The 26,233-nt window shown below is 66.1% G+C and carries 20 protein-coding genes; 13 read left to right on the top strand and 7 right to left on the bottom strand.

The annotated features are described in order from the left end of the window. Positions 1–6: 6 nt before the first annotated feature. Positions 7–957 (top strand): DMT family transporter, encoded by a 951-nt coding sequence (locus tag AC5P60_RS14485; RefSeq protein ID WP_483693871.1) that lies wholly within the window; start codon positions 7–9, stop codon positions 955–957. Between the two features lie 27 nt (positions 958–984). Here AC5P60_RS14485 and AC5P60_RS14480 read toward each other — a convergent pair whose 3' ends face one another. Both AC5P60_RS14480 and AC5P60_RS14475 read right to left on the bottom strand, forming a co-directional pair. Then, on the bottom strand, positions 985–2,013 hold the full coding sequence (locus AC5P60_RS14480) for a hypothetical protein (protein ID WP_111151323.1): 1,029 nt from the start codon (positions 2,011–2,013) through the stop codon (positions 985–987). 260 nt (positions 2,014–2,273) lie between these two features. Next, entirely contained in the window at positions 2,274–5,108 is a 2,835-nt protein-coding gene (locus AC5P60_RS14475) for a TonB-dependent receptor (protein WP_495201767.1), read from the bottom strand. A 554-nt stretch (positions 5,109–5,662) separates the two neighbouring features. Between AC5P60_RS14475 and AC5P60_RS14470 the strand changes: the two genes are divergently transcribed. From AC5P60_RS14470 to AC5P60_RS14455, 4 genes are all read left to right on the top strand, one after another. Then, positions 5,663–6,115, top strand: coding sequence for a PA2169 family four-helix-bundle protein (locus AC5P60_RS14470; RefSeq protein WP_483693872.1), 453 nt, complete (start codon positions 5,663–5,665; stop codon positions 6,113–6,115). Positions 6,116–6,432: 317 nt separating this feature from the next. Next, positions 6,433–8,961 carry an RHS repeat protein gene (locus AC5P60_RS14465; protein ID WP_483693873.1) on the top strand — a complete coding sequence of 843 codons (2,529 nt, stop codon included), beginning with the start codon at positions 6,433–6,435 and terminating at the stop codon, positions 8,959–8,961. Positions 8,962–9,027: 66 nt separating this feature from the next. After that, positions 9,028–9,408 carry a hypothetical protein gene (locus tag AC5P60_RS14460; RefSeq protein ID WP_044570920.1) on the top strand — a complete coding sequence of 127 codons (381 nt, stop codon included), beginning with the start codon at positions 9,028–9,030 and terminating at the stop codon, positions 9,406–9,408. A gap of 30 nt (positions 9,409–9,438) precedes the next feature. Beyond that, positions 9,439–9,795: a hypothetical protein gene (locus tag AC5P60_RS14455; protein WP_225792032.1), complete on the top strand. Its 357-nt coding sequence runs from the start codon at positions 9,439–9,441 to the stop codon at positions 9,793–9,795. Positions 9,796–9,910: 115 nt separating this feature from the next. Here AC5P60_RS14455 and AC5P60_RS14450 read toward each other — a convergent pair whose 3' ends face one another. Then, positions 9,911–13,267, bottom strand: a complete 3,357-nt coding sequence (locus tag AC5P60_RS14450; RefSeq protein ID WP_231522801.1) for an autotransporter domain-containing protein — start codon at positions 13,265–13,267, stop codon at positions 9,911–9,913. A 188-nt stretch (positions 13,268–13,455) separates the two neighbouring features. Here AC5P60_RS14450 and AC5P60_RS14445 point away from each other — a divergent pair, with 188 nt between their 5' ends. After that, positions 13,456–13,656, top strand: a complete 201-nt coding sequence (locus AC5P60_RS14445; protein WP_005411162.1) for a hypothetical protein — start codon at positions 13,456–13,458, stop codon at positions 13,654–13,656. A gap of 156 nt (positions 13,657–13,812) precedes the next feature. Further along, entirely contained in the window at positions 13,813–14,163 is a 351-nt protein-coding gene (locus AC5P60_RS14440; RefSeq protein ID WP_005411161.1) for a VOC family protein, read from the top strand. A gap of 15 nt (positions 14,164–14,178) precedes the next feature. Here the strand turns inward: AC5P60_RS14440 and AC5P60_RS14435 are convergent, their stop codons facing one another. Further along, entirely contained in the window at positions 14,179–14,808 is a 630-nt protein-coding gene (locus tag AC5P60_RS14435) for a TetR/AcrR family transcriptional regulator (protein WP_005414565.1), read from the bottom strand. A gap of 126 nt (positions 14,809–14,934) precedes the next feature. Here AC5P60_RS14435 and AC5P60_RS14430 point away from each other — a divergent pair, with 126 nt between their 5' ends. Continuing rightward, on the top strand, positions 14,935–16,407 hold the full coding sequence (locus AC5P60_RS14430) for an MFS transporter (RefSeq protein WP_495201766.1): 1,473 nt from the start codon (positions 14,935–14,937) through the stop codon (positions 16,405–16,407). A 10-nt stretch (positions 16,408–16,417) separates the two neighbouring features. On the opposite strand, the gene AC5P60_RS14425 is transcribed toward AC5P60_RS14430, so the two are convergent. Beyond that, complete coding sequence (locus AC5P60_RS14425) at positions 16,418–16,723, bottom strand: KGG domain-containing protein (protein WP_033833971.1); 306 nt, start codon at positions 16,721–16,723, stop codon at positions 16,418–16,420. Positions 16,724–16,943: 220 nt separating this feature from the next. Here AC5P60_RS14425 and AC5P60_RS14420 point away from each other — a divergent pair, with 220 nt between their 5' ends. From AC5P60_RS14420 to AC5P60_RS14410, 3 genes are all read left to right on the top strand, one after another. Further along, positions 16,944–17,126: a peptidase S41 gene (locus AC5P60_RS14420; protein ID WP_111108283.1), complete on the top strand. Its 183-nt coding sequence runs from the start codon at positions 16,944–16,946 to the stop codon at positions 17,124–17,126. A gap of 98 nt (positions 17,127–17,224) precedes the next feature. Further along, positions 17,225–18,118 (top strand): NAD-dependent epimerase/dehydratase family protein, encoded by an 894-nt coding sequence (locus AC5P60_RS14415; protein WP_005414561.1) that lies wholly within the window; start codon positions 17,225–17,227, stop codon positions 18,116–18,118. Positions 18,119–18,316: 198 nt separating this feature from the next. After that, entirely contained in the window at positions 18,317–20,848 is a 2,532-nt protein-coding gene (locus tag AC5P60_RS14410) for a methyl-accepting chemotaxis protein (protein ID WP_495201765.1), read from the top strand. Positions 20,849–20,925: 77 nt separating this feature from the next. Here AC5P60_RS14410 and AC5P60_RS14405 read toward each other — a convergent pair whose 3' ends face one another. Further along, positions 20,926–21,312, bottom strand: a complete 387-nt coding sequence (locus AC5P60_RS14405) for a DUF2628 domain-containing protein (protein ID WP_024957921.1) — start codon at positions 21,310–21,312, stop codon at positions 20,926–20,928. Positions 21,313–21,528: 216 nt separating this feature from the next. On the opposite strand from AC5P60_RS14405, the gene AC5P60_RS14400 reads away from it, so the two are divergent. Next, complete coding sequence (locus AC5P60_RS14400; protein ID WP_005411154.1) at positions 21,529–21,702, top strand: hypothetical protein; 174 nt, start codon at positions 21,529–21,531, stop codon at positions 21,700–21,702. A 60-nt stretch (positions 21,703–21,762) separates the two neighbouring features. Here AC5P60_RS14400 and AC5P60_RS14395 read toward each other — a convergent pair whose 3' ends face one another. After that, complete coding sequence (locus tag AC5P60_RS14395) at positions 21,763–23,808, bottom strand: TonB-dependent receptor domain-containing protein (protein WP_005414558.1); 2,046 nt, start codon at positions 23,806–23,808, stop codon at positions 21,763–21,765. Between the two features lie 497 nt (positions 23,809–24,305). Here AC5P60_RS14395 and mdoH point away from each other — a divergent pair, with 497 nt between their 5' ends. Further along, positions 24,306–26,231 (top strand): glucans biosynthesis glucosyltransferase MdoH, encoded by a 1,926-nt coding sequence (gene mdoH, locus AC5P60_RS14390; RefSeq protein ID WP_495201764.1) that lies wholly within the window; start codon positions 24,306–24,308, stop codon positions 26,229–26,231. The last annotated feature ends 2 nt before the right edge of the window (positions 26,232–26,233 follow it).

Here is a 26,233-nt window from a genome sequence, read left to right as displayed (position 1 = left end):
TTCAGGATGTCCTCGATATGCGCCAAGCGTACGCTGGCCATTCCCCCACGTACACCCACGCTCTTGAACTACCTCTTCCCAATCCTTGCCTGCCTGCTGTGGGGCGCGAATACCATCGTGACCAAGCTGGCCTCGGGCGCGGTCGGTCCCATCGATATTGGTTTCTTCCGCTGGCTGGTGGCGGCCATTGTCCTGTTGCCCTTCGCGCTGCCGCGGCTGCGCAACAACCTGCCGACCGTGCGTGCCAACCTTGGCCGCTTCCTGGTGCTGGGGTGCCTGGGCGGGGTGATGTACCAGTGCCTTGCGTACTATGCGGCGCACTTCACCTCGGCCACCAACATGGGCGTGATCCAGGCATTGATTCCACTGCTCGCATTGGCGTTGTCACGCGTGTTCATGGGCCATCCGGTGCGCGGTAACTCCATTGCCGGTGCGGTGATTTCCACTGTCGGGGTGGCGGCGGTGGTCTCGCAGGGCGACCTGGCACGATTGGCCGCTCAGGGCGTGAACCGCGGTGATGCGATCATGCTGATCGGTGCGTTGGCCTTTGCCGCCTACAATGTGCTGATGCAGCGCTGGAAGATCCCGCTGACGGTGCTGGAATCGTTGTTCCTGCAGGCCACCGCCGCGTCGCTGATCCTGTTGCCGGCGCAGCTGCTGGTCGGTACCGGGGTGAACAATCTCACCGCGGTCGGCTGCATCGGGTTTGCGGCAGTATGCGCGTCGATCCTGGCCCCACTGACCTGGATGACCGGATTGTCACGGTTGGGCGCAGCGCGTGTCTCCGGCTTCTTCAACCTGGTGCCGATCGTGACCGCCGCACTGGCCGTGCTGCTGCTGGGTGAATCGCTCAGTGGCTGGGTACTGGCAGGGGGCGTGCTGGCGGTATCCGGTGTGGTCTTCGCCGAGTACGCAGCGAAGCGCGCGACGATGGCGAGTGGGGGCGAAGCGTCCTGACGCGGTCGGGCCGGACCCGCGCGGACCTCAGCCGTGGCGTGTCGTCCCGCACAGCGCCTGCTCCACCTCCTGCTCCAGCGCGTCGGCGTCGTAGCCGCGCTTGCCCTGCAGGCCCAGGTACAGCGACAGCGGGTCCACGCGGTCACCGCTACCGGTGAAGGCAGGCGGATACGACCATATCTGCAACGTTCCGCTGCGCGTGCAGTCGCGGCCGGCTGCAGGCAGTGCCCCCAGCTTCCGCCAGGCATCGATGTACAGGGCGCGCGTGATGCCGTGGTCTTTCGACGGCACCGCGAGCATTGCTTCCGTCCCTGCCTGGGGGGCGGATTGAGCATGTCGGGCCAGAATGTCGGCGACCTGTTCCCAGCAGACCTCCACTTCCTTCAGCACGGGGGAGCGCAGGAACGGCTGCGCTCTCGCCCAGACCTCGCCGCGGCTGCCGGCGAGTCTCAGGAAGCGTTCGCGTCCGCCGGTGGAGCGTTCGGCCAGTCCGCGACCGACCAGTTCAGCGGAGAGCCTCGACGCGGTCATCGAGGTGTATCCGGCAGCACGGCTGACCTCACGCGGTGACCACCAGCGTGCCTGGCCGGACAGGAGTACGTGGATGAGCACGGCCTGCGCCGAAGGCAGCAGCGAAATCGCCTTCTTCTCGTGGTCGGGTGCATCGCGGAACTCGATCGCCAGGCTGGGGGCGTACAGCTGGTTGTGCGGTACCACGAAGTCGATATGGTTCTCGACCAGGAACCTGCGCTGGGTGGGGGTGAGGTACGGCGAGACATACAGCACCATGGCCTTTGCTGCTGAGCGCAGCACTTTCACATCCTGGATGACGCGGCTGCTGGATTCGCCCGGGACGCGTGGAACTGCCAACATCGCCGGCGTTTCACCATAGAGGGTCAGCTCGGCGATGTGATAGCGCGAGGCCATGGTCTGCGGGATGAAGCGTGCCGCAGCCACGGGGCCGACCACCGAGGCCAGGCCGGGCAGGATCCGGCGCAGGTAGCGCTGCGCATCCATGACCAGATCGGTCAAGCCACTGTGTACTGCCGTTGTCATCGCTTGCTTCCCTTGGACCAGCCTCATCCCCGCAGCGGGGAGGGGGTGGTCCATCGCATTCAGTGGTGAATCCGGAGAGGTCGGGCGAGGTGGATGCCGCGCGGGCGATCCTCGCTTGCCTGCTCCATCTGCTGCCGTTGCGCCAGTGTTGCCGGGGATGTTGGAGATTGGGTCGAAGTAGCGTGGAGATTGGGTGGAGGTTGTGTGCGGCGTGGCCGGCGGAACTCCCCTTCCGCCGGCCACGTGCACGGACGCTACGGTCAGAAGCGCTGCGAGTACTTCACGTACACCGTGCGGCCGATATCGAAGCCGCCGTAGTAGGGGAAGGAACTCTGCGGCTTGGAGAACATGATCGGGCCGCGATGGTCGAACACATTGTTCGAGCCCACTGCCACGGTGCCATCCCAGGGCAGCCTGTAGCTGACCTGGATGTCGTGGAACGCATTCGAGCCGACCCTGCGCACGGCATCCGGTTCGCCGTTGGCGATGCGTTCGGGCGCGGTGCAGGGCCGGTTTGGCATGCAGCCTTCCATCATCCCGGAGTAGTAGCGCACCGTGTACTGGGCCGAGAGGTTGCCCAGCTGCCAGTTGACGCCGAGATTGGACCGCAGGCGGAACACCCCAGGGCGTCCAATACGACCGTCCATGATGGTGTCACCGGCCGAGTTCTGCTTCTCCTCGTCGTACTTGGAGACGTAGCTGTTCTGCAGGTCAAGGGTGAAGCGACCGAACGCGTACTCCGGCAGGCGGTAACGGATGCCCAGGTCCCACCCCTCGGTCTTCATCGCGCCGAGGTTGGTCAGGCCGTAGAACATGCTGGTGATGTGGCCATCAACGGCACGCTTGACGCTGCCGCAGCGCGAGGCATTGCCCAGCACGTAGCAGTCACGGAGGATGCGATCGACGTTGTCCTCGATGATCATGTTGGTGATCTTGTAGCTGTACCAGTCCAGGTTGATGTCCAGACCGTTGACCCAGCGCGGGCTCCAGACCACACCGACGGTCTTGCTCTTGGACTCTTCCGGGCGCAGGTTCGGGTTCGAGCCCGTGGTGAACTCGTTCGGGGTCGCGCACGGGTAGCTGGTGCAGGGCTTCAGGCCCTGGGCCAGCTGCTCGTAGCCACGCGGAACACCGGCGGCGTTGCAGGCCGCGTTGCCGTTGACGCTGTTGGTGGCGCCGATGCCGCAGGGGTCCACGTAGGTTTCGAAGCTGGTGCCCAGGCCGCCATACAGGTCGGAGATGCTGGGAGCACGGAAGCCCTCGGCGAAGGTGCCGCGCACCATCAGCTCCTCGACCGGGCGCCAGGCGAAGCTGGCCTTGGTGTTGGTGGTGCTGCCGAAGTTGCTGTAGTCGGAATAGCGTGCCGCAACGTTGACGGTCAGCTCCTTGGCGAACGGAAGGTCACGCAGCACCGGCACATTCACTTCGGCGAAGACTTCATTGAGGCTGTAACCGCCTGCAGTGGTCTGTGCCCCCAGTGCAGTGCTCTGGCGCGACTGGGCAAAGGCGTCGGGAACGTAGCGTCCTTCTTCCTTGCGGTACTGGTAGCCCATCGCCACCGAGAGCTCGCCCGCCGGCAGTTCCAGCACCGGGCCGGAGATGTTGGCGAAGTAGCTTCGGGTCTTGGTGATGCCGGTATCGGTGAACGTGGGGAACAGGAAGCGCTGCAGTTCCGGGTCGGCAAGCGAGCCGGCGCCAGCAACGCCGTACGGCAGCAGCGGATTCCAGGCCAGGCAGCCGGCGATCGGTGCACCTGCGCTGCCACAGCGTGCTACACCGTTGCCATCAACAAAGGACTGTCCCAGCGCTTGGCGCGAGGCGATCAGGCTCATGTCACCACGGCCGGTCTTGGTCACCTCGTTGCGGTTGAACAGCGCGCCCACCTCCCAGTCGAACGTTTTGCTGGCCAGTTCGAAGTAGCCCGACAGCGTCGGTGCCACGCGCAGCGACTTCAGCTTGCTTTCGGTCGTGCGCGGAAGCTCCCACAGGCGGCGGTTGAAGGCGATGTCATGGCCGACCGGGTTGAACGCACTGTTGCCAGCCAGCGGCGTCCCGAACTTGGTCGATTCGTAGGGGTAGCCGGCAATCTGCTGGTCCGAGATGCGCTCGTTGTAGCCGATATCGGTGGTGAAGGTGATCTGGTCACTCAGTGCATAGTCGGAGCTGAGGAACAGCGACCGGCGCTCGATGCCGGTCTGCACATGCATCTGCTCGTTGCCGTTGGAATACTCGGCCGGCGTGATCGGATGGTAATCGTTCGGGTTCTTCGGGTCGCCACCACGATTGAGTGTCTTGAACACGGAATTTCCGGTGGCACAGTCGTAAAGCGCCGGGTCACACCAGGAGCCGTTCTGGCTGAGGTCGCTCCAGCCCGCGCGCGGATAACCCGGCCCCGAACCACCATGCTTGGAGAACCAGCGGTCGCGGGCGAACACCGGGTCGGCCTTCTGGTATTCCAGGGCCAAGGTGTAGCCACCTCGCTCGCCGCGCGCGCCGGTAACGAGCGAGAACGTGCTGTCCTTGCCGTCGCCCTGGCTGAACTGGCCATGCTGCGCCGAAAGCTCCAGCCCCTCGACGCTCTTGCGGGTAATGATGTTGATGACGCCGGCGATGGCGTCGGATCCGTAGAGCACCGAGGCGCCATCCTTGAGCACGTCGATGCGCTCCACCGCGCTCATCGGAATCTGGCTCAGGTCCTGCAGGCCGCTGGTGCTGGCGCCCAGGCGCTTGCCGTTCACCAGCACCAGGGTGCGGGTGGCGCCGAGGTTGCGGATGTTTGCGTAGCTGCCGCCGACGTCTTCGCCGGACGACAGCGTGCGCGAACGCGAGAGCGCTGGTGCGCCGGCCGACGTGAGGTTCTGCAGGACGTCGGCGATGGTGGTGAAGCCCTGCTGCTCGATCATCTTGCGCGAGATGGCAAGCACCGGCTGCTGGGTTTCCACATCCACGCTGCGTATCGCCGATCCCGTCACCTGGATGCGGTCCAGGTTCTTCGGAGACTTCGCAGCGTCGTCCTGTGCATTGGCAGCCGGCGAGAAAACGGCAGCCAACACGGCGCCGATCCCTGCCGAAAGCAGAGTGTATTTGTAGTGCATTGTTTCTCTCTCCAAATCCGTTGTGTGGTCGCAATGCGCGCGGCGCTACGACCGGTCTGCATTCCGTTACCCGGAATCGAGAGGAACCTAACATCCCGCTCACATTTGAACTGCGTTATGGACGCGTTATCTTCGCGCGCCCTTGGCCGCTGTCCTGCACGGGGAGTGCACGTCGCGTCGACGTTGTGCAATGTCGTTTCGCTTCAGTCTGGCAGCTCCTTTCCCGGCATACACAGGAGGCCGCCGATGAATACGCCTGGCAAGCCGAAACCCAGCTGGAAGCAATGGCATGTGCTGCTGGTGATTCTGGCGATTGCGCTGCTGATCAGTGTGATCATCGTCATCGCGCCATGGTGAGGCAGGCATCGCATGCTTGTTTTCCGTGAACATTCAATGATGCCGGCAATGAAGAAGTCAGCACGTGTTCCGCATGGTGATGTGTACATCAATTCGTACTCACCCGGCCGGCACACGAGGACGATGATAGTGAGGTCGAAGGCAGTGCCGACGCGCTGCCATTCTCCACTGACTTTCGAGCACACAGGAGCGACGCCATGAGCACCCAGTCCACCATCGAACATCGCCTCAACGACCTGATCGAGATCGCCCGTGATGGCAAGTCCTTCTATGAGGAAGCCGCAACGAAGGTAAAGGATGCCGAACTGTCGGCACTGTTCACCCGTATCGCCGGGGTCAAGGCGCGGATCGTCGCGGCGCTCAGCGGTTCGGTTGCCGCCAGCGGCGGCAAGCCGGCCGAGCACGGCACCATGGTCGGTTCGATGCAGCAGTTCTACGGCAAGGTGCGCGCCGCGTTTGGTGATACCAACTACGGCTACGTGGCCGAACTGGAAGAATCCGAAGACCGCCTGCTGGGCGCGTTCAAGGATGTGCTGCAGGAGAACGATCTGCCGCCGGCGGTGCGCCAGGGAGTGACCCAGCTGCTGCCGGATGTGCAGGAGTGCCACAACGTCATGCGGGCACGCAAGCACGCCATGAAGGCCGCCTGACGTCCCACGCCGGGCGGCCGATCGCGGCCGTCGAGCCCCGGAGGCGCGTCATGCCCCGGGAACCTTCGCAGCCCGGCAGGGCTGCGAAGGACCGGGCGTCCCGCCCCCTTTCCATGGTTATACTTGGCCGAGTCCAGGGAACAGGCGCGGCATGACGAAGGGGGCTTCGTCCAGCATCAACGTCAATCGCCAACCGGATGCAGTCGCGTCCGGCTTTGTGCGTGTGCGCGGTTTGCTGTGATGTGCGCTTCGCCGGTCTTTCCGTTGCCTGATCCTGGTTGTCCCATCGCCATCCATTGCGAACAGGCCCACTGACGATGCGTCGAGTCAATGCACTTTCCGCGATGATGTTGCTGGGCACGGTTGTGGGAAGTGCGGGGGCGCAGTCCTACAGCAAGACCAACGTCATCACCTATCACGATGATCTGTCGAAGTGGGTGCTTGGCCAGGTCCGGACGTCGGTCAACCAGGACACGGGCCGGACCGAGTCCCAGGTGGATTATGACCCGGCCACCGCGAAGCCCCAGCGGATCCATGCCTTCGGCCAGCTCCAGCAGACCATTCACTACAACAGCGACGGTACCGTTCGCGCCGTGGTGGATGGGCGTGGCAATACGGTGAGCCTGTCCGGCTGGAAGCGCGGCATCCCCGGGAACATCCAGTATGCGGATGGTTCGACCCAGTCTGCCGGCGTGGATGACAATGGCTGGATACGCTGGATCACCGATGGCCGGGGCAACACCACGCGTTACGACTACGACGCGATGGGGCGCGTGTCGCTGGTCGACTACCCCGACGGCGATACGGTGGACTGGGCGTCCACCACGACACAGTTTGCCCAGGTGGGCGGCGCCGAGTACGGCATTCCTGCCGGTCATTGGCGGCAGACGGTCAGCACCGGCAATGCGCGCAAGGTCACCTACTACGATGCGCTGTGGCGCCCATTGCTGGTGCGCGAGTACGACGCGGGCAATGAAGCCGGCACGCAGCGGGCCTCGGTGACCGCCTATGACACGGAGGGGCGGGTCACCTTCCAGTCCTATCCTGTCGCGGGGGTCGGTACGGTCCAGGACGCCGGAACTGGCGTCCGTACGACGTACGACGCACTTGGGCGGGTGGTCCAGGTCAGCCAGGATTCCGAGATTGGCGCGCTGGTCAGCACAACCGAGTACCTGCCGGGGCGGCGCGTGCGCACGACCAATGCCAGGGGTATCCCGACCGTCGTGACCTACACCGGTGCAGATGCCGCGAAGCTTGACTGGCCGGTACGTATCGAACTGGCAGAGGGAGCCGTGCTGGATATCCCGCGGGACGTCTTCGGCAAGCCGACGTCGATCACCCGCAGGGCCAGCAATGGTTCGGTGACGTCGACCCGGCGCTATGTCTACGATGCGGCGCAGCGGTTGTGCAAGATGATCGAACCGGAAACCGGCGCCACCGTATTCGACTACGACGCCGCATCGAACCCGGTTGGAAGCGCGCAGGGGTTGGACCTGTCCGATGCAGGCAACTGCAACCAGGACATTGCCGCGGCGAGCGGGCGCCGGGTGGTGCGTTCCTATGACGCACGCAACCGGCTCGCATCACTGCAGTTCCCCGACGGCAATGGCAACCAGCGCTGGAGCTACTGGCCCGATGGCCTGGTCAAGCAGGTCACCACGTTGAACGCCGGGGTGGAGACGCACAACAGCTATGCGTACAACCGTCGCGGGCTGCTCATCGGTGAGGTGCAGAGCCCCACCGATGGCGAAGCGCTGGCGATGGGGTATGCCTACGACGCACTGGGCAACCTGTCCGCGCATCGCTATCCCTCCGGCAACGTGGTCGCGTATGCGCCCAACGCGCTGGGACAGGCCGGGCAGGCGGGCTCCTACGCCGCTGGCGTGGTCTATTACCCCAACGGCGCGATTCGTCAGTTCACCTATGGCAACGGTATTGTCCACACGATGGTGCAGAACGCGCGCCAGTTGCCGGATGAAAGCCAGGACACCCTTGGCGCAACCCGGATCCTCAGCGACGGCTACGACTACGATGCGGTCGGCAATGTGATGGCAATCACTGACGGTGCCACCGGCCGCAACCAGCGTGGCAACCGCAATCTGGGCTATGACGCGCTGGATCGGCTCGTTTCGGCTTCCTCGCCCATGTTCGGCTCGGCGAGCTACAGCTATGACGCGTTGGACAACCTCACGCGGGTGACGATTCTCGGCCGTGACCATCACTACTGCTATGACAACGCCTGGCGCTTGACCAACGTGAAGATCAACGGGTGCGGAGGGTCAACCGTGGTCGGCCTGGCCTACGATGCGCAGGGCAATCTGCGGGCGAAGAACGGACAGCCGTTCGCCTTCGACTTCGGCAACCGGCTGCGTGCGGCGGCAGGTTCCGAGAGCTACCGTTACGACGCTGACGGTCGCCGCACACAGACAGATTCATCGTTCGGACGGATCACCTCGATGTACGACCACGCCGGCGTCCTCCGCTACCAGGCGAGCGAGCGCGAGGACAAACGGACCGATTACATCACGCTGGGCGGAAGCCTGGTCGCCAAGGCAGCGGTGCCGATGCGGCGTTCGCCGGCCGCGAAGGACTTCGTTGGGTGGTCGCCTGTGGCCTCTGCCGTCCGCTACGTCGTCGAGGAAAGCGTGGACGGGGTGACCTGGACCACGGTCTACGAAGGCAACGCCGCGAACTGGACGTCGGCCGCACGCCCTGCCACCAGCTATGCGTATCGCGTGCTTGCCTGTGGCGCCACGGGGAGCTGCACGCCGGTGTCCGATGTCTCGCATGTCCAGCGTCCGCAGGGTGACATCGTGCCCCTGCTGTACCAGCTGCTGCTGGGCTGAGTGTAGCGGACCGCACGGGCCGCAGTGCACCGTCAACCGGTTGTTCATGACAGGGGAAAGAAGAACATGGATGGAGTACGTGCTGTATCGCGCCTGCGTGGCGCCATCGGCGGCAAGGTTCTGCTGGCGCTGGTGGCAGTGCTGGGAACTGGCCTGGCCTCAACGGCAAATGCTGAGCCTTACAACCTGGAAGGCCATCGGATCGTATCCGTCGCAACTGGCTGGGGCGGGGAAGGGTTCTACCTGGTGACGCAAGGTGTGCTTCCAGCGGGCTCGGATTGTGGGGGGGGCAATCGCTTCATTCTCCTCAATGATCATCCAATGCAGAGGGAGATGGTCTCGATGCTGCTCATCGCCTGGCAGAACAAGCTGCGTGTCGGATTGCGTGTCGACGGCTGCACCTCCGGGGTAATGCAGCTGAGGGCCGTGACGATGCCTGAGGCCTGATGTCTGAATCCACAGGGGAACTACATGATGATGAGTGACGCGACGCCGGGCTTCCGCAGGAGGTTGGGAGCGGGGTTGGCCTTGACGTTGGCCTTGTGCCTGTCTGCACCACTGAAGGCGGAGCCAACCAGCGATCAGATGACGATTCTGTCGCTGCGGCCGTACATGGACGGCCCGGCGGGAATTGTGTACGTGCATGTTTCGAGTACGGCTTTCTGCAATACCGATACCTTTGCAATCGACATGTCCCGGCCGGGAGCCAAGGAAGCCTACGCGGCGGCGTTGGCAGCGCTGACATCGGGGAAGAATGTCCGGCTCGAGGCGTTCAACTCCACCGGGTGCAATGGCTGGGCGACCCGGCTCCAGTCGATCTTCATTCACGCGTAACCCTCCACGGATGGATCCAGGACGCGATGATCCTGGGGTATCGCGCATGGCCCTGGGGCGTGGATAAAAAAGGGGCGGCCCTGAGGCCGCCCCAAACCGTCAGGAGAACACGCGTCTAGAAGCGAACCGACCAGCGCATGTTGGCGCTGTGGTCGCGGCTTTCACTGCCGTACTGGCCGCTGTAGCCCAGCTCCAGCTGCTGGCGCGGGGTCAGCCAGGCCGACAGCCCCAGCTCGGCCACAACGGCGCTGTCGGCAATCGGGGCGCCTTCGACCGCGAAGGTGGTGGTGCTGTTGGCGAATGCGAGGTCGGCCAGCTGGCTGCGGTCACCCGAGGCACGACGGTAGCCCACGCCCCCACGCAGGTGCAGCCAGCTGTCCTGCTGGAACGATGCCTTCAGGCCCTTGTCGAAGCGCAGGCCAGCGGTGGCGATCGTGGTGCCGGTGTCGTCCACCTTGCCGTGCAGGGCGGCTGCACCACCGCGCTCGTTGATCTGCTTCAGGTCCACCTCCACGCGCGCGACCTGCAGGTAGGGTTCCAGCCCGGCCTCCGGGCCACCAAAGCGGTAGCCGGCTTCGATGAAGGCCTGGCGGGTATGCGCGTTGTAGCGGGCGCTCAGGCTGTCTCTGAACCCTGCGAAGTCGACATCGCGGGTGCTCTTCACCTTGTGCTTGCTCCAGGCGACGCCGCCACGCAGGCCGAGGCCGCCCCAGTTGTGACTGGCATATGCACCGAAGTGGGTGTTGTCGATCTTCGACTTGGCACGAAGCGCCTGCTGCTTGACGTCGGTGCGGCCGGTGCCAGCCAGCACGCCGACCTGCCAGCCAGAGAACTCGTGGTCGATACCGGCCAGCAGGCCGTTGCTGTTGGCTTCGGTGCGGGCGGTATTGCTGTTGCCGTCCAGCCTGCTGTTGCCGCCCAGAGCCTGCACCCAGGCGCCGGTGGCGTCGCCCGCATCGGCACCTGGCGCGACTGCACCTGCACGGCGGGACAGCACGGCATCGCGAACGTAGCGGCTGCCTTCCACCAGTGCGAGCGGCGTGGCTGCGTGCAGTTCGCCGCTGAGGCCGTCGAGCACGCCGCCGACCTGCTGCGGGAACAGCTGGGTCAGCGGCCTGGGCAGGCCCTGGTTGATTGCCAGCAGGTCCGCCGCGGCGGCCACCGCGCGCTGGTTCGGGGTGGTGGCGGCGCTGGCCAGCGAGGCACCGCGTGCCACGTCGATGCGGGTGCCATTGGTGCCGTAGGCGAGGCTGAACTGCAGGAACGGCGAGAACGCGCTGAAGTCGGTTTTCGCGAACTGGCCGTTGATGCCACCGTCGGCGCGGATGAAGTTGAACTGCTCGCCGAGATAGTAGATGCCTGGTTCCGGCAACGCGACCAGCGTGCCGCCGAGGGTGGCGGTACCGGTCACGTGCAACTGGTCGCTGTGCCCGCCAGGCGCGAGTTCGGCGGCGTAGACGCCGGTCGCGCCCTGCACGTAGTCGCCGTTGATGGTCAGCGTGCCGATCGAATTGCCGGGCGCGATGGTGCCGTCCACTCGGGTGCTGCCCAACGTGCCGATACCCTTCAGCAGGCCGTTGCTGCCGACCGTGGTGGTGCCGCCGGTCTGCATGCCATTGAAGGACACCACGCCGCCATTGACGGTCAGGTTCCCGTCCTTCAGAACGCCGCTGGCGCTGACCGTGCTGACGCCACCGGTGGTGGTGAGTGCGGTGGAGACCAGGCTGCCGTTGAGCAGGAACCGGCCGCCTTGCACATCGACTGCCGAGGTGAGGGTGTTGCTGCCGTTCAACTCCAGCGTGCCCTCCCGCAGCACCGCGCCGTTGAAGCTGTTGTCGCCGCTCAGGCGCAGCCAACCGATGCCGGATTTGGTCAGCGTGCCGGGGCCGCCGATGTCATTGGTCCAGTCGTCCCAGGCATCGCCCTCCCACACCTTCAGGCCGCCGGCCCTCTGGTTCATCACCACGTTGGTATCCACGCGCAGCGAGCCATAGCCCTCGATGGCCCTGCGCAGGTCAACCATGCCCCAGCCGTAGATCGGGTCGACGCCTGCCGCACCGAGATCGCGCGCGGTGGTCAGCAGGACGTCGCGCACCTGGGTGTTGTCCAGGTAGGGGAAGCGCTCCATCAACAGGCCGAGTGCGCCGGTGATATGGGGGGCGGCCATGGACGTGCCGGTCTTCAGGCCGTAGTCGTACGTGGGATTCTGGCTGTCGATGAGAAGACGGACGTAGTCTGCGGTCTTCTCCAGCCGTCCCTGGATGTCACCGGAAACGATGGTGCTGAGGATTGCCGTGCCGGGTGCGGAAATGCACCAGTTGGCGGCAGCGCCACAGATGCTCGAGCCTGCGTTGATCACGTAGTCGGTTTCACCATTGGCTGTATTGGGCTGGCGAACGTTGGCGACGGCCAGCCAGTAGGGCTCGATCTCCGGCTTCCAGCGCGGCAGGGCCGCGGTGATACCGGCGACGGCGCCGCTGCCATTGCCGGCCGACCAGACCTGGATCAACTGCGAAGCGGGGGCGTTCGCACTGTCCTTGTAGATGCTTCCGTATACGTCGTAGCCGGCACCGATGCGTGCGTACTGGGCATCCAGTGCGGCCACGGTCATGTTCCGGGTGGAGATGCCCCAGCTGTGATTGATGGCACGCACGCCTTGTGCCTGCAGCTGCGCGTACATGTCCAGCCTTGCGGCACCATCGGGATCCGTCCGTTCCACGGCTTCAGGCAGGTAGCCTCCGCTCGCCTGGCGCCTCCATTCGTAGTAAGTGTCACCAAATACACGGGCGGTCGTCAGATCGGCACCGAAGGCGACGCCGTGCATCCCCGTGCCATTGCGGTTGGCGCCAATGGTTCCGAGGACATGCGTGCCGTGATCGGCATAGCGGAAACCCCATTCACGGCCTGCGGCAATGATGTTGGCCTGCAGGGAAGCAGGCACGCCCGCGCCGAGCGTGTAGTAGTTGATACCCGGTTGATCACCCTGTGTCTGGCTGCACGCGCCGGTACCGCCGACGGTTCCCGGTGACGCACAGTTCGGGCCGATGGTGATGCTGGAGGTGTTGCGGCCGGCGAATTCGGGGTGAGCCAGTGCCGAGCCGGTGTCGAACAGCGCCAGGCGCACGCCCTTGCCGGTCAGGCCGCGGGCATACGCGTGGTCGGCCCCCATCGCACCCAGGCCCCAGTCGGCGTTGAATTCATCGCTGCGCCAGCTGGCGGCATCGCCCGGAATGCCGAGCAGGGCGGTGGCGGTTGCCGCGGGCGTGGCGGCCGTCGATGCTGCAGGCGCGCTGACGGCGGGCTGTGCCCACGCCGCCTGCAGCTCGCGCTGTTGCTGCCATGCGTCGAGCGCCTCGCCGGCCATGGCGGGCGCGGCAGCGGCAAGCAACAGAGAGCTGGACACGGCCAGCGCGAGGCGGCTGTGCAGCGGGGAGCGGGAGTGGGACGAACGGCCGTGCAGCGGGTGATTCATCGGGCAACTTCCTTGGTGGACGGGCAACAAGGCCGTTAACGCCAATCCGTGGCGACATCCCCCATGCATGTGAAAGGAAAATTGTGAACAGGTTAAGTGTGCGTGACAGTGGGCTTCACTTCGTCTCCCCGTGTCCTCGCTAACGTGGGCCGGCCTGGGCTCACCAGGCTTATCAAGGAGTGATGGCGATGCGTGTTGTCAGGAAGGTGATCGCAGTGGCGGTATTCGCGTTGGCGTGTACCGGTTCGGTGGCAGTGGCAGGGCCGGTCGAGCCCTGCGACCAGCCGTGCTGGCGGGCTTATCAGATGTGCCTGGCCAGTGGCACCGATGCCGGTGAATGCCAGCAGGCGTACAACACCTGCGTGGTCGATCTGTGCATGGGCGTGTGAGTCGCGCCGTTTGAGCCGTACGCGGAGCCCCGTCATCGACGGGGCTCTTCTGTTCCAGCGATCGCCTCAGGTGGCGATGCGGGCATCTGGCCTGAGCCCGCTTGCGGGCCATGCACGCAGCGGCGAGGATGTGAAATCGCACCGGAGCCGCTGCACATGGCCGTCAAACGCATTGTCGCCAACATCGCCACGCCCGACCCGGCGCGTGCCGCAGCGTTCTATGGCGGGCTGCTGGGCATGCCGGTGGTGATGGATCATGGCTGGATCGTCACCCATGGCGGGCAGGGCAGTGCGCTGGCGCAGGTGAGCTTTGCCAGCGAAGGGGGTTCCGGCACCGCGGTGCCCGATCTGTCGATCGAAGTGGACGACCTGCAGCAGGTGCTGGAGCGCATGCACGCGGCCGGCATCCCGCTGGAGTATGGCCCTGCCGACGAGCCGTGGGGAGTGCGTCGTTTCTTCGTCCGCGACCCGTTCGGGCGGCTGTTGAACATTCTCGCCCACACCTGAGCGGGAAGCGTTGCGTCAGCGGCGTCTGCCGCTGCGCGTCGGCGCTGCCGGAACGCCGACCATGCGCAGGCAATCCGCTTCCACAGCGGCGATGAAGGCATCGGCATCCTGTGCGGGTGTGGCGATCAGGTCGTCGGTGGCACCGTGCACGCCGGCATAGATCAACGAGGCGGTGACCTGTGGAGCAGGCAGCTGCCACAGTCCGGCTGCGTTGCCCGCTTCGAGGATGCCCAGCAGCTGCTGCTGGATCGCATTGCGCTCGGCATTGCCCCGCTGGTGGTGGTGATGGTTGGCGTACACCACGTCATGCAACGCGTGGGTGCGCGCGTAGATCTCGATGTTGGCGCGGATCCAGGCGCGCAGGCGCGCTGCGCCATCACCGGCAGGGTGCTGCTGCACTGCCTGCTCGACCTCGTCCATGAACTGCCGCGTGTAGCGCTGCGCCAGCGCCTGCAGGATCTCGGTGCGGGAGGCGAAATAGGTATAGAAAGTGCCCTTGGCCACGTCGGCCGCGGCGACGATGTCGCTGATGGTGGTGGCGTCCACACCCTGCGAAAGGAACAACGCCTGCGCGGCGTCCATCAGTTCCTCCTGGCGGGTTTCGGCGGGCTTGGTGCGAGGCCTGGCGACAGCTGGGGTCTGCATGGTTGGCGGTATCCGGGTGTGACGGACGCCATTCTAGCTGCCCCTTCGCACTGACTGACCGCCAGTCATTGACCGACGGTCAGTCAGTCGATAGGATGCGCGCACATCCTCCCCCCGGATCCACGCATGAGACGCCTCCAACGGCCCGCCCTGGTGCTGGCGGCCTACCTCGGTACATTCCTCGCTTCGCTGGACATCAGCATCGTCAACGTGGCCCTGCCAACCCTGCAGCAGGCGCTGCAGACCGACATGGCGGGCCTGCAATGGGTGATCAACGCCTATGCGATCGCACTGTCGGCGCTGATGCTGTCGGCCGGTCCGTTGGGGGATCGCTACGGTCATCGGCGGATGTGGCTGCTGAGCGTCGCCACCTTCACCATGGGCTCGCTGCTGTGCGCCTGCGCCAAGGACCTTTCGACCCTGGTCGCCGGGCGCGCGGTGCAGGGCGTGGCAGGTGCGCTGTTGATTCCCAGTGCGATGCCGATCCTGAGTCACGCATTTCCCGATCCGGGCCAGCGTGCACGCGTGATCGGTGGCTGGTCCGCCTTCAGCGCGCTTGCCCTGGTGCTTGGCCCGTTGCTGGGCGGTGCGCTGGTGCAGCGGGCCGGCTGGCCCAGCATCTTCCTGATCAACCTGCCTTTGGGGCTGCTGGCGTTTGTGCTTGGCGCCTGGGGCATCGCCGAGCGACGGCACCCGCAGCACGCCGCGCTGGATCCGGCCGGGCAGCTGCTCAGTATCGGCGCGCTGGGCGCACTGTGCTATGGCCTGATCGCGATCGGTGAGCAGGGCCTGTTGGCCCCGGTGACGCTTCTGGCGCTGGGCGCCGCAACTGCGGGGCTGATCCTGTTCGGCATCGTCGAGCGGCGGGTGGCACGCCCCCTGCTGCCGCTGGACCTGTTTGCCGACGGTCGCTTCCGCATGCTCAACCTGGCCTCGTTCGTGCTGGGCTTCACCGCCTATGCGAGCCTGTTCTTCCTGTCGCTGTTCTTCCAGCAGGCACAGGGGCACAGCGCGGCGCTGGCAGGCTCGCAGCTGGCTCCCCAGTTCCTGTTGATGGGTGTTGTCTCGCTGTTGTTCGGGCGCCTGGTTGCCCGCCTCGGGCTGCATGCCGCGCTGGTGCTGGGCTACGTCCTGGCCGGTGTGGCGATGTGCGCAATGGCCACGTTCGAACCGGCTACTTCGCGCGCTCATGCCACTGCCGTGCTGATGCTGCTTGGCATTGGAATGGGGCTGGCGGTGCCAGCGACCGGCATGGCGATCATGGCCAGCGCACCGGCCGAACGCGCAGGTATCGCGTCAGCCACGATGAACGCGCTGCGCCAGGCAGGCATGAGCCTGGGCATCGCGCTGATGGGCAGCCTGATGGGCCAGCGTGCCGTACAGCAGTTCACCGCCTGCGCACAGGCCGCAGGGCAGCAGCGGCTTGTTGCGCAGGCGCGTGAACTGATCCTGCACCCGGGCTCGATGCACGCCACGCCGCAGGTGCTGACCTGGTACCGCAATGCGATGGCCAGCGGGTTCGGTTGGGCGATGGCGGTGGCGGGTGCGCTGGCCCTGCTTGCGGCGCTTGGGCTGCATCGGCAGCGTGCATCGGCTTGACGCGCAGCATTCAGCCCTGCTGGCGTTGCGGGTCCTCTGCCGTGCGTTCGATCGCCTGAGGCTGTTGTTGCTGCTGGCGCGCGTTGGCGTGGCGTGCGTGTCCACCTTCGCGTCCGATCGTGGCCATGTGCTGGCGGTCGCGGCTGATCGCTTCGCCGCCCTTGCGGCCTGCGACACGTGCTTCGGCCGGACTGAATTCGTGCGCATTGCCGGAGGCATGTGCCGCGCGCCCGCCCTTGGCGGCGATCGCGCGCTGTTTGTCCTGGTCCATCGAGGCGAAGCCCCGGTTGGAGCTGCGCGGCTTCTGCTCAGTCATGTGAAATCTCCTGCAGTGTGGACGCCGCCTTCGTGGGCGACGGCGTCCATGCTTGGCCACCGCACGCTAAGTCCAGGTCGCCATCTTCGCCCCGGTTTTCACGCGCCCTGCGCACCGTGATGATCACGCAGCCGGACCGGCGGCCGCATTCGTCGCGTATTCACTGCCGGCCCTCGGATGTGCGCGCAACGCCGGCGGCCGCAGTGGCGGTGCCGCACATATGTTCGATGATCCTGTGCTGCTGCCCGATGGCTATCAGATAAACGTTCCGCACCGGCAACCGATCAAACTGCGCACCGGTGGCAACGGCGAACGGACCGGTGTCGCGCCCCACGCGGCAGGCGGCGACGATCCGCTCTCCATCGCACGTCAACTGCTGGCTCCGCCGAAGTCGTCAAGATGAACGCACAGTTGCGCGGTCGTCCTATCGCAGATGTTCCGTTGCATGCCTAGAATCGAAGCATCCCGGTAGTTCCCGGGCGCTTCGAGTGAATGGACTCAATGAAGATTCTGTTGACCGGCAGTTCCGGGCGGATCGGGCGCGCGATCTTCGGCGCGCTGGCGGCTGCCCATGAAGTGGTGGGTCTGGACCGCAGTCCGTTTGCCACCACGCGCATCATTGCCGATGTCACCGATCATCAAGCCGTCGTGCGCGCGGTGCAGGGCGTCGACGCGGTCATCCATACCGCGGCCCTGCATGCGCCACACGTCGGCCTGGTACCGGACGCGGTGTTCCAGCAGATCAACGTGGACGCGACTGCGCACCTGCTGCAGGCGGCGCGCGAGGCAGGCGCACGGCGGTTCGTGTTGACCAGTACCACCGCGCTGTACGGCCACGCGGTGGTGGCAGGGGGATGCCGCTGGATCGATGAGGATACCGAGCCGCTGCCGCGAACGATCTACCACCGCAGCAAGCTGCAGGCCGAGGCCCTGGCTGAAGCTGCCGCCGCACCGGACTTCGGGGTGCGCGTGCTGCGGATGGGGCGCTGCTTCCCGGAACCGCCGGAACGGATGGCGATGTTCCGGTTGCATCGTGGGATCGACGCCCGTGACGTGGCCAGTGCCCATGCCGCGCTGCTGCTGGATGAGGGGCCGGCCTTCGCCCGCTACATCGCCTGCGCCGCGACCCCGTTCCGGCGCGAGGATTGCCTGGAACTGGCCACCCAGCCGCGCAATGTACTGGCCCGGCGCGTACCGCAGCTGCTGGCCGAGTTCGAGCGCCGCGGCTGGCCGTTGCCGCTGAGCGTCGACCGCGTCTACGACAGCGCCCGCATCCGCAGGGAGCTGGGGTGGCAGCCGCGTTTCGGGCCGGACGCCGTGCTGCAGCAGTACGCCGCAGGCAGCATCGAGGTGTTGCCACGCGCGGAGTGGATCAAGGATCGGGTGGCCGAATAGGGGAAGCGGGGACGGATCCCTGAGTGGATTCAGGAATGTGTAGGCCGGTCGCCTCAACCTCGTTGGCAGGCGGCCGCTAACCCGGTGCGCTTCCTGCGCCGGGCGGGTCCCGGCGGCCGGTGGCCTGCGCGACGGATCGCGCGCCTGCGCGGTGCCCTCCCGGCGCCGGTCGTCCTGAACTGCCTTGCGGACCCCTCCATGCCTTCTTCCCGTTCCGCCGCTGCCCGCCGCCCGGGCAGCATCGCCCACAAGCTGATGCTGGGCACCGCCGTCATCGCGCTGCTGTGCTTCGGCCTGACGGCGTTCCTGATCTATCGCCAGGCCAGTGCCAGCCTGATCGATGCCTCGCGCCAGACCATGACCAGCGAGGCCAACGCCGAAGCGCGCCAGGTCGCCGCCGACCTGGGCACGGCGTTTGCCAGCAACGATGCCATGGTCGAAGCCGTGCTCGCCCAGCGTGCGCGGGGCGACGTGCCCGATCGCGCCAGCCTGGCTGCCGTGCTGGGCGAGCAGCTGCGCACCCACCCGGAGTGGCTGGGCAAGAGCACCATGTGGGAGGCCGATGCCTTCGATGGCAGGGATGCCGAGTTCGCCAACACCGCGATGCACGATGCCAGCGGCCGCTACATGAGCTACTGGGCCTGGCATGACGGCAAGCCGCAGCAGTCGACCATGACCGACTACACCGAAGCCGCCGACGGCTCGGCCGACTGGTATGTGGTACCCAGCCGCGACAAGCTGCCCAAGGTCAGCGAGCCCTATGCCTACGACATCGCCGGCCAGCAGGTGCTGATGAGCACGTTGAGCTCGCCGATCGTCGAAAACGGTACCTTCCTCGGCGTGTTCACCGTCGACTTCTCGCTGGCGGCGCTGCAGAAGCACATGGCGACGCTGACGCCGATGGGCGCAGGCCGCGTCGAGCTGCTTTCGCCCAACGGCGTGGTGCTGGCCTCGGCGAATGCCGCCGAGATCGGCAAGCCGCGCACCGACGCATTGACCCGCAGCATGCTGGCCGACATCGCCGCCGACCGCCGGTTCGAAGCCTTCACGCCCGATGCAGCCGGCAACGTGCGCGTCTACGTGCCGCTACGCGTGGGCAATGCCCCGCAGCGCTTCGCGCTGGGCGTGGTGATGCCGCACGCGGTGATCGTGGCCGAGGCGCGCCAGCTGCTGTGGTTGACGCTGCTGGTGGGCGTGGTGGCCGCGCTGACGCTGAGTGCCGGTGTCTATGTGCTGCTGCGCCGCCTGGCGATCCGCCCGTTGGCCGAAGCGGTGCGGGTGGCGGGTGACGTAGCCGCCGGCAAGCTCGACAGCACCTTGCCTGCGCGCAGCAACGATGAAGTGGGCCGCCTGCTGGACGCGATGCAGGGCATGCGCGGGCAGCTGCAGGCGGTGATGGCGGCGCAGGCGGAAATGGCGCGCCGCCACGATGCTGGCGAGCTGAGCTACCGCATGGACGCCACTGCCTTCCCCGGCGAGTACGGCCGCATGGTGGCCGACAGCAACCAGCTGGTGGCTTCCAGCAATGCGGTCACCCAGCGCCTGGTCGAGGTGATGCAGCGTTACGCGGTGGGTGACCTCAGCGTGGACATGGAAGCGCTGCCGGGCGAGAAGGCGGTGTTCACCGCAGCGATGGCCACCACCAAGAGCAACCTGGCCGCGATCAACGAGCAGATCCAGCAGCTGGCCGCCGCCGCGGCGGCCGGCGACTTCGCTGTACGCGGTGATGCCCAGCGCTTCGACCACGATTTCCGCCGCATGGTGGAGACCCTCAACATCATGATGCAGGTCAGCGATCACAACCTGGCTGAGCTTTCGACGCTGCTTCGCGCGATTGCCGCCGGCGACCTCAGCGCACGCATGCGCGGTGATTTCCATGGCGTGTTCGCGGTGATGCGCGACGATGCCAACAGCACCGTGCAGCAGTTGACCCAGATCGTCGGCCAGATCCAGCAGTCGGCCGCCAGCATCCGCCTGGCGGCGGGTGAGATCGCTGCGGGCAACAGCGATCTCTCGCGTCGTACCGAGCAGCAGGCCGCCAACCTGGAAGAAACCACCGCCTCGATGGAGGAGCTGACCTCCACCGTGCGCCAGAACGCCGACCACGCGCTGCAGGCCAATACCCTGGCAGGATCCGCCGCTGACGTTGCCAGCGAGGGCGGGGAAGTGGTCAACCAGGTGGTGCAGACCATGGAGCAGATCGAGGCCTCCTCGCAGCGCATCGCCGAGATTATTTCGGTGATCGACGGCATCGCCTTCCAGACCAACATCCTGGCGTTGAATGCGGCGGTGGAAGCGGCGCGGGCCGGTGAGCAGGGCCGCGGCTTCGCGGTGGTCGCCAGCGAAGTGCGCGCGCTGGCGCAACGCTCGGCGGGCGCAGCGAAGGAGATCAAGGAGCTGATCGACGCATCCGTGGCGCAGGTCGGTGCCGGTGCGCAGCTGGTGCACGGTGCGGGCCGTACCATGCAGGCCATCGTCGGCCAGGTGGGGCGCGTCAACGAGATCATGGCCGAGATCTCGGCTGCGTCGCGTGAACAGTCCGCCGGCATCGAGCAGGTCAACCAGACCGTGGTGCAGATGGATGAGACCACCCAGCAGAATGCCGCGCTGGTGGAGGAAGCCAGCGCCGCGGCGCGGGCTATGGAGGAGCAGGCCGAGCAGCTGGCCGTGGCGGTCTCGCGCTTCCGCCTGCAGGCCGAACCGGAGGCCATGGCCCGCCGCGCGGCCTGATCCCGGAAACGAAGACGCCCGGCGGGGGCCGGGCGTCGGTTGCATCCTTGCCGCGCATCCTGCGCAGGTCTGATGGCTCAGAACATTCCTTCAAACGGGTTCCAGCTGGTACGTCCTTCCACCTTCTCCAGGTAGTAGCTGTAGTTGGTGCTGGAGGCGACCAGCAGGTTCATGGCGATGAACAGCATGCGCCCGACGACGTCCGGAAGGAACATGGTGATGATGGCCAGCGCGATGTTGATGCCGATCACCACCAGTGCCTTGCGCCACATGCCAAGAATCAGCAGGTAGATGGCACCGAAGAACAACGCGAAGAAGTTCAGGTTGATCTTCAGGCGGTCACCAAAGGACAGCGCCTTCCAGGCCTGCTTGAAGCCGGGGTTCTTGGGGGCGCCGTGCTGGCGGAAGAAGTTGAAGCGGAACTGCCACTTCGGGCTGAACTGGGACAGGTCAGTGGTATTCATTGGGGGAGACATCCCTGTGAGAAAACGTTTTCATGATAGGACAAGTCCTATTCAGGATCCAAGCGTCACCGTCAAAAATGTGACGCCTGCCTTGTTCCGGCTGCTGTGGCAGGGGCGCGCACCGTCACCCGCCCGCCTTGTTTTTAGGATAGGGTGCGCAGTTCCGCTGCCGCACCAGCTGAATCCGTGCGGCGGCGGGATGTCCATGGAGGTTGCATGACCACACCTGCTACACCGGAAAACGCACCGGGACCGGTGCTCCTGCCGACACCTGAAGTGGTGCAGGCACAACAGCTGCTCGCACGCCAGCAACTGGCGGTGGCGATGGACCGTGCACGCACGGCGGCTACGCAGAGCGCGGCGCCCGCCGCCGCATTGGAAAGCGAGTAATCCGCAACACCGCCGATCGCGCTGGCCCGTCGCCAGCGCGATCGCGGCGGACGCTCTTGGTCAGAACCGCGCGGTCATGCTGAGGAAGTAGCTGCGCCCGGCCACGAAGTAATCGGTGGAGCCTTCCGCATACAGCTTCTTGTCGGCCAGGTTGCTGACGCCGCCACGCAGGGTCAGTACCTCATTGACGTTCCAGGCGGCGGTCAGGTCATACAGCGTGTAGGCCTTGAGGAAGGTCGTCGCCGTGCCGGCCTGCCTGCCGGTGTACTGCGCCGACAGGCTGCTGGAAAACACCGCGTCGGGCGTCCAGTCCAGCGACGAATAGCCCGAGAATTCGGGGGTATCGATCAGGTTGCGGCCGGTGGTCAGGTTCCTGGCTTCCTTCATCCATGTCGCCGAGGTGCGCCAGCGCCAGTGCTCGCCGAAGCGGACATTGAAGCTGCCTTCCATGCCGCTGGTGCGTGCGCGCTGCACGTTGCTCATCCGCGTCCACCAGATGCCGTTGAACCTGCCCAGCGGTGCGTACTCGATCTTGTTCCTGAAGTCGGTGTGGAAGTAGGTCAGGCCGGCATCGACCAGATCGTTGTCGAAGCTGATGCCGATTTCGCGGTTGGTGCTGGTTTCCGGGTCCAGGTCCGGGTTGCCGGCCATGTAGCAGCCGCCGCGGGTATAGCCCAGCGGAATCAGCGAGGTGCAGCCACGGCCACCGGACTGGGTGGCGGCGCTGGCGGAGTTCTCGGTCAGGCTGGGGGCGCGGAAGCCCTTGGAAACGCCACCGCGGATGGTCCATTGCTCGGCCGGATGCCAGACCAGGTAGGCGCGCGGGCTGACGTGGCCACCGAACGTCTCATGGTGGTCCAGGCGCGCGCCCAGGGTCAGTGCCAGGGTGCGGTGCAGCTTCAGTTCGTCTTCGACGAACAGGGCCCAGGTATCCACTTCCAGATCGGAGCCGCTGACGGCATTGCCGGCATAGTCGATCGGCGCGCGGCCGATGGTGTCGGTGTTGGTCAGCTCCTGGCGCTTCCACTGGCCGCCCACGGCGAACTGATGTTCAACGCCCAGGGTGAACGGCGTGGTCAGGCTGCCCTCGATGATCGTATCGGTGGCTTCGGAACGGCCGGTAGCACCGATGTCGTTCCTGTACTCGGTCCAGTACGCACTGATCTTCGAATTGCCGAAGCTCCACTTGCCATCGTGGTTGAGCGCCAGCGAGCTGCGCTTGAGTTCGCTGGCACCCCAGGCGCCTTCATCCTGCTTTTCCAGCGAAGCGTCGATGAAGGCCTGCTGCACGCCATGGCCGGCTTCGAGCGACAGTTCCTGCGCGTCGCTCAGTTTCCACTGCAGCAGCGCATCGACATTGCGGTCCTTCTCGCCTGCATACGCGTTGCCGTAGACACCGCCATTGGAGCGATCCGAATCGCGGCGCATGCTGTTGGCACCGATGCGCAGGCCGAAGCGCTCGCCGAGCGGGCCGGAGAACGTCGCACCGATCTGCTGGGTGTCGCCGCGCTTGCCATCGCCCGGGCGGGTATAGCTGTGGGTGGCGCTGCCGCTCCAGTCATCACCGATGCGCCGGGTGATGATGTTGATCACGCCGCCCATGGCGTCGGAGCCATACAGCGACGACATCGGTCCGCGCACCACTTCGATGCGCTCGATCTGGTCGGGCGAGATCCAGTTCAGGTCCTGGCGGCCCAGGTCCGGCCGGTAGTTGGTCGAGGCCGAGCTGCCCATGCGCTTGCCGTCCACCAGCACCAGCGTGTAGTTCGACGGCATGCCGCGCAGCTTGATCTTGGACTGCTCGCCAACCGCACTGAGGCCACCGGTCACGCCGGGCACGCGGCTGAGCAGGGTGGCCAGGTCGTGCACCGGCTGGCGCGCGATGTCCTCGCGGCTGATCACGCTGATGCTGGCCGGCGCATCCTTGATCCATTGCTGGTTGCCCGAGGCGGTGACCACCACGGTATCCAGGTCCTTGGTGGAGGCATCGGCGCTGGCCTCTGCAGCGGCCACGCCGGGCAGGGCCAGCAGGCAGGCGGTGGCCAGGGCACTGGCCAGGCGGGTGCGCGGCAGGCGCGCGGAACGGGAGCGGAACGGCTGGGACATGACGGCTTCCATCGAATGAGGGGGGACCGGATGGAAGCAGCGGGCACACGCAGACAAGCAGGCAGGCCCCCCCTTCCATGGGTCGTAGGGCGCACGGTTCGGGCCGGCGCAGCTGGGTGGGCCTCGGCCGTACGGAGGACGGCGACCTGCCTGGTTAATGAAATGATAACCGTTCGCGTTTGTTACGATCCAGTACCCGGTGCCACGAAGCGACATTCCGCTGCGCGGTCCGCCATCGCCTGCTGTTTGCTGAATGGGGATAAATCCCGGCGTAGACCTTCGCACTCGGCTTACATCCGGCGCCCTAGACTGGGCCGCATTTTCGATTCCGCCCCGTTGGAGATCGTGTGGGTTCCGGTAGTGACAGACAGCGACTGTGCGGCCAAGGGCCGGTACAGCCAGGACAAGTGCGGGCGCCGGGAGGGCGCGCCGGGAACCTTCGCGCATACAGCCCGGCCGGGACGGCCGGCCATGCCGATCGTGGGGAGTAAGCGGTGATGGGGGGTCAAGCCATCCACGCGGAAGCGGATGCGCCCCGGCTCGACGCCGGTTGGGCGCTGCTGCCGGCCGAATCTCCGCTGCCGATGCCCGAACAGACCCTGCGCGAAGGCAAGCTGAAGGTCCGTCGGCACCGTACCTCGCCACGCCTGATCGGCCTGCGCCGGTTCTACATCTTCGGCGGCACCCTGGCCATGACCGCCATCGCCACCCGCATGATGTGGCGGGTGCTGTCGGCCAATGGCATCAGCGTGCTGGAAGCCTGCCTGCTGGTGCTGTTCGTCGGCCTGTTTGCCTGGATCGCGCTGTCCTTCGCCAGCGCCGTGGCCGGCTTCCTGACCGCCGTGTTCGACCGTGGCTATCGCCTTGGCATCGACCCGGACAAGCCGCTGCCGACCGTGCACAGCCGCACCGCGCTGCTGATGCCGACCTACAACGAGGATCCGCGCCGACTGCTGGCGGGCCTGCAGGCGATCTACGAGTCGGTGGCCGCCACCGGCCAGCTCGAACGCTTCGACTTCTTCGTGCTCAGCGATACCCGGCGCGAGGACATCGCACGCGCCGAGGAGCAGGTATTCGCCGAACTGCGCGAGCGCGTGCCGGACGGCCAGACGCGGCTGTTCTACCGCCGCCGTGGCGACAACAGCGGGCGCAAGGCCGGCAACATCGCCGACTGGGTGCGCCGCTTCGGTGGCGCTTACCCGCAGATGCTGATCCTGGACGCCGACAGCCTGATGACCGGCGACAGCATCGTGCGCCTGGTGGCCGGCATGGAACACAACGCCGATGTCGGCCTGATCCAGACCCTGCCCTCGGTGATTGGTGGCCGCACCCTGTTCGCACGCATGCAGCAGTTCGGCGGTCGCGTGTACGGCCCGGTGATCGCCCGTGGCGTGGCCTGGTGGCATGGCGCCGAGAGCAACTACTGGGGCCACAACGCCATCATCCGCACCCGTGCCTTCGCCGACCACGCCGGCTTGCCAGCGCTGCCGGGGCGCAAGCCGTTCGGCGGCCACGTGCTCAGCCACGATTTCGTCGAAGCAGCGCTGATGCGCCGTGGCGGCTGGGCCGCGCACATGGTGCCGTACCTGGGGGGCAGCTACGAAGAAGGCCCGCCGACCCTGACCGACCTGCTGGTGCGCGACCGTCGCTGGTGCCAGGGCAACCTGCAGCACGGCAAGGTGGTCGGCAGCCGTGGCCTGCACTGGATCAGCCGCACCCACATGCTGATCGGCATCGGCCATTACTTCACCGCGCCGATGTGGGCGATGCTGATGCTGATCGGCATTGCGATCCCGCTGTTCCAGGAAGGCATCGATTTCAACGCCCTGCTGCACCTGTCACCCAGCGTGTACTGGCGGGCCCAGGACGAGGAGCAGGTGGTGCGCCTGTTCGCCGCCACCATGGCCGTGCTGCTGCTGCCCAAGGTGCTGGGCTATCTGGCGATGCTGCTGGACCCTGTCGACCGCCGCGGTTGCGGCGGTGCGATCCGTGCGTTCGTGTCGATGCTGGTGGAGACCGTGCTGGCCGCACTGATGGCACCGGTGGTGATGTACGTGCAGTCGCGCGGCGTGGCCGAAGTGCTGTCCGGCCGCGATTCCGGCTGGGACGCACAGCAGCGTGACGATGGTGGCATCTCGTGGATGGCGTTGATCCGTGGCTACGGCGGGCTGGGTGTGTTTGGTGCGTTCATGGGTGTGCTGGCGTGGGCGGTGTCGCCGTCGCTGGCAGCCTGGATGGCGCCGGTGGTGATCGGCATGGTGCTGGCCGTTCCGGTGGTGGCGCTGACCTCCTCGCGCGGCCCGGGTGCCTTCCTGCATCGCCTCGGCCTGCTCGACATCCCCGAAGAGAACATTCCGCCACCGGTGCTGGTGCGCGCCGCGCAGCTGCGCCGGGAAGCCGCCGAGCAATCGCCGCTGTACTGATG

This window comes from Stenotrophomonas sp. YJH_SMC_120 (genome assembly GCF_059368675.1).
Note: the sequence above shows the minus strand (reverse complement) of the source record. Positions and strands in the feature narration are given on the sequence as shown.

What these genes read in the sequence shown, in the direction of transcription:
- AC5P60_RS14485 (WP_483693871.1), top strand. Translation starts at nt 7, where the DNA reads ATGTCCTCGATATGCGCCAAGCGTACGCTGGCCATTCCCCCACGTACA.
- AC5P60_RS14480 (WP_111151323.1), bottom strand. Translation starts at nt 2,013, where the DNA reads ATGACAACGGCAGTACACAGTGGCTTGACCGATCTGGTCATGGATGCG.
- AC5P60_RS14475 (WP_495201767.1), bottom strand. Translation starts at nt 5,108, where the DNA reads ATGCACTACAAATACACTCTGCTTTCGGCAGGGATCGGCGCCGTGTTG.
- AC5P60_RS14470 (WP_483693872.1), top strand. Translation starts at nt 5,663, where the DNA reads ATGAGCACCCAGTCCACCATCGAACATCGCCTCAACGACCTGATCGAG.
- AC5P60_RS14465 (WP_483693873.1), top strand. Translation starts at nt 6,433, where the DNA reads ATGCGTCGAGTCAATGCACTTTCCGCGATGATGTTGCTGGGCACGGTT.
- AC5P60_RS14460 (WP_044570920.1), top strand. Translation starts at nt 9,028, where the DNA reads ATGGATGGAGTACGTGCTGTATCGCGCCTGCGTGGCGCCATCGGCGGC.
- AC5P60_RS14455 (WP_225792032.1), top strand. Translation starts at nt 9,439, where the DNA reads ATGAGTGACGCGACGCCGGGCTTCCGCAGGAGGTTGGGAGCGGGGTTG.
- AC5P60_RS14450 (WP_231522801.1), bottom strand. Translation starts at nt 13,267, where the DNA reads ATGAATCACCCGCTGCACGGCCGTTCGTCCCACTCCCGCTCCCCGCTG.
- AC5P60_RS14445 (WP_005411162.1), top strand. Translation starts at nt 13,456, where the DNA reads ATGCGTGTTGTCAGGAAGGTGATCGCAGTGGCGGTATTCGCGTTGGCG.
- AC5P60_RS14440 (WP_005411161.1), top strand. Translation starts at nt 13,813, where the DNA reads ATGGCCGTCAAACGCATTGTCGCCAACATCGCCACGCCCGACCCGGCG.
- AC5P60_RS14435 (WP_005414565.1), bottom strand. Translation starts at nt 14,808, where the DNA reads ATGCAGACCCCAGCTGTCGCCAGGCCTCGCACCAAGCCCGCCGAAACC.
- AC5P60_RS14430 (WP_495201766.1), top strand. Translation starts at nt 14,935, where the DNA reads ATGAGACGCCTCCAACGGCCCGCCCTGGTGCTGGCGGCCTACCTCGGT.
- AC5P60_RS14425 (WP_033833971.1), bottom strand. Translation starts at nt 16,723, where the DNA reads ATGACTGAGCAGAAGCCGCGCAGCTCCAACCGGGGCTTCGCCTCGATG.
- AC5P60_RS14420 (WP_111108283.1), top strand. Translation starts at nt 16,944, where the DNA reads ATGTTCGATGATCCTGTGCTGCTGCCCGATGGCTATCAGATAAACGTT.
- AC5P60_RS14415 (WP_005414561.1), top strand. Translation starts at nt 17,225, where the DNA reads ATGAAGATTCTGTTGACCGGCAGTTCCGGGCGGATCGGGCGCGCGATC.
- AC5P60_RS14410 (WP_495201765.1), top strand. Translation starts at nt 18,317, where the DNA reads ATGCCTTCTTCCCGTTCCGCCGCTGCCCGCCGCCCGGGCAGCATCGCC.
- AC5P60_RS14405 (WP_024957921.1), bottom strand. Translation starts at nt 21,312, where the DNA reads ATGAATACCACTGACCTGTCCCAGTTCAGCCCGAAGTGGCAGTTCCGC.
- AC5P60_RS14400 (WP_005411154.1), top strand. Translation starts at nt 21,529, where the DNA reads ATGACCACACCTGCTACACCGGAAAACGCACCGGGACCGGTGCTCCTG.
- AC5P60_RS14395 (WP_005414558.1), bottom strand. Translation starts at nt 23,808, where the DNA reads ATGTCCCAGCCGTTCCGCTCCCGTTCCGCGCGCCTGCCGCGCACCCGC.
- mdoH (WP_495201764.1), top strand. Translation starts at nt 24,306, where the DNA reads ATGGGGGGTCAAGCCATCCACGCGGAAGCGGATGCGCCCCGGCTCGAC.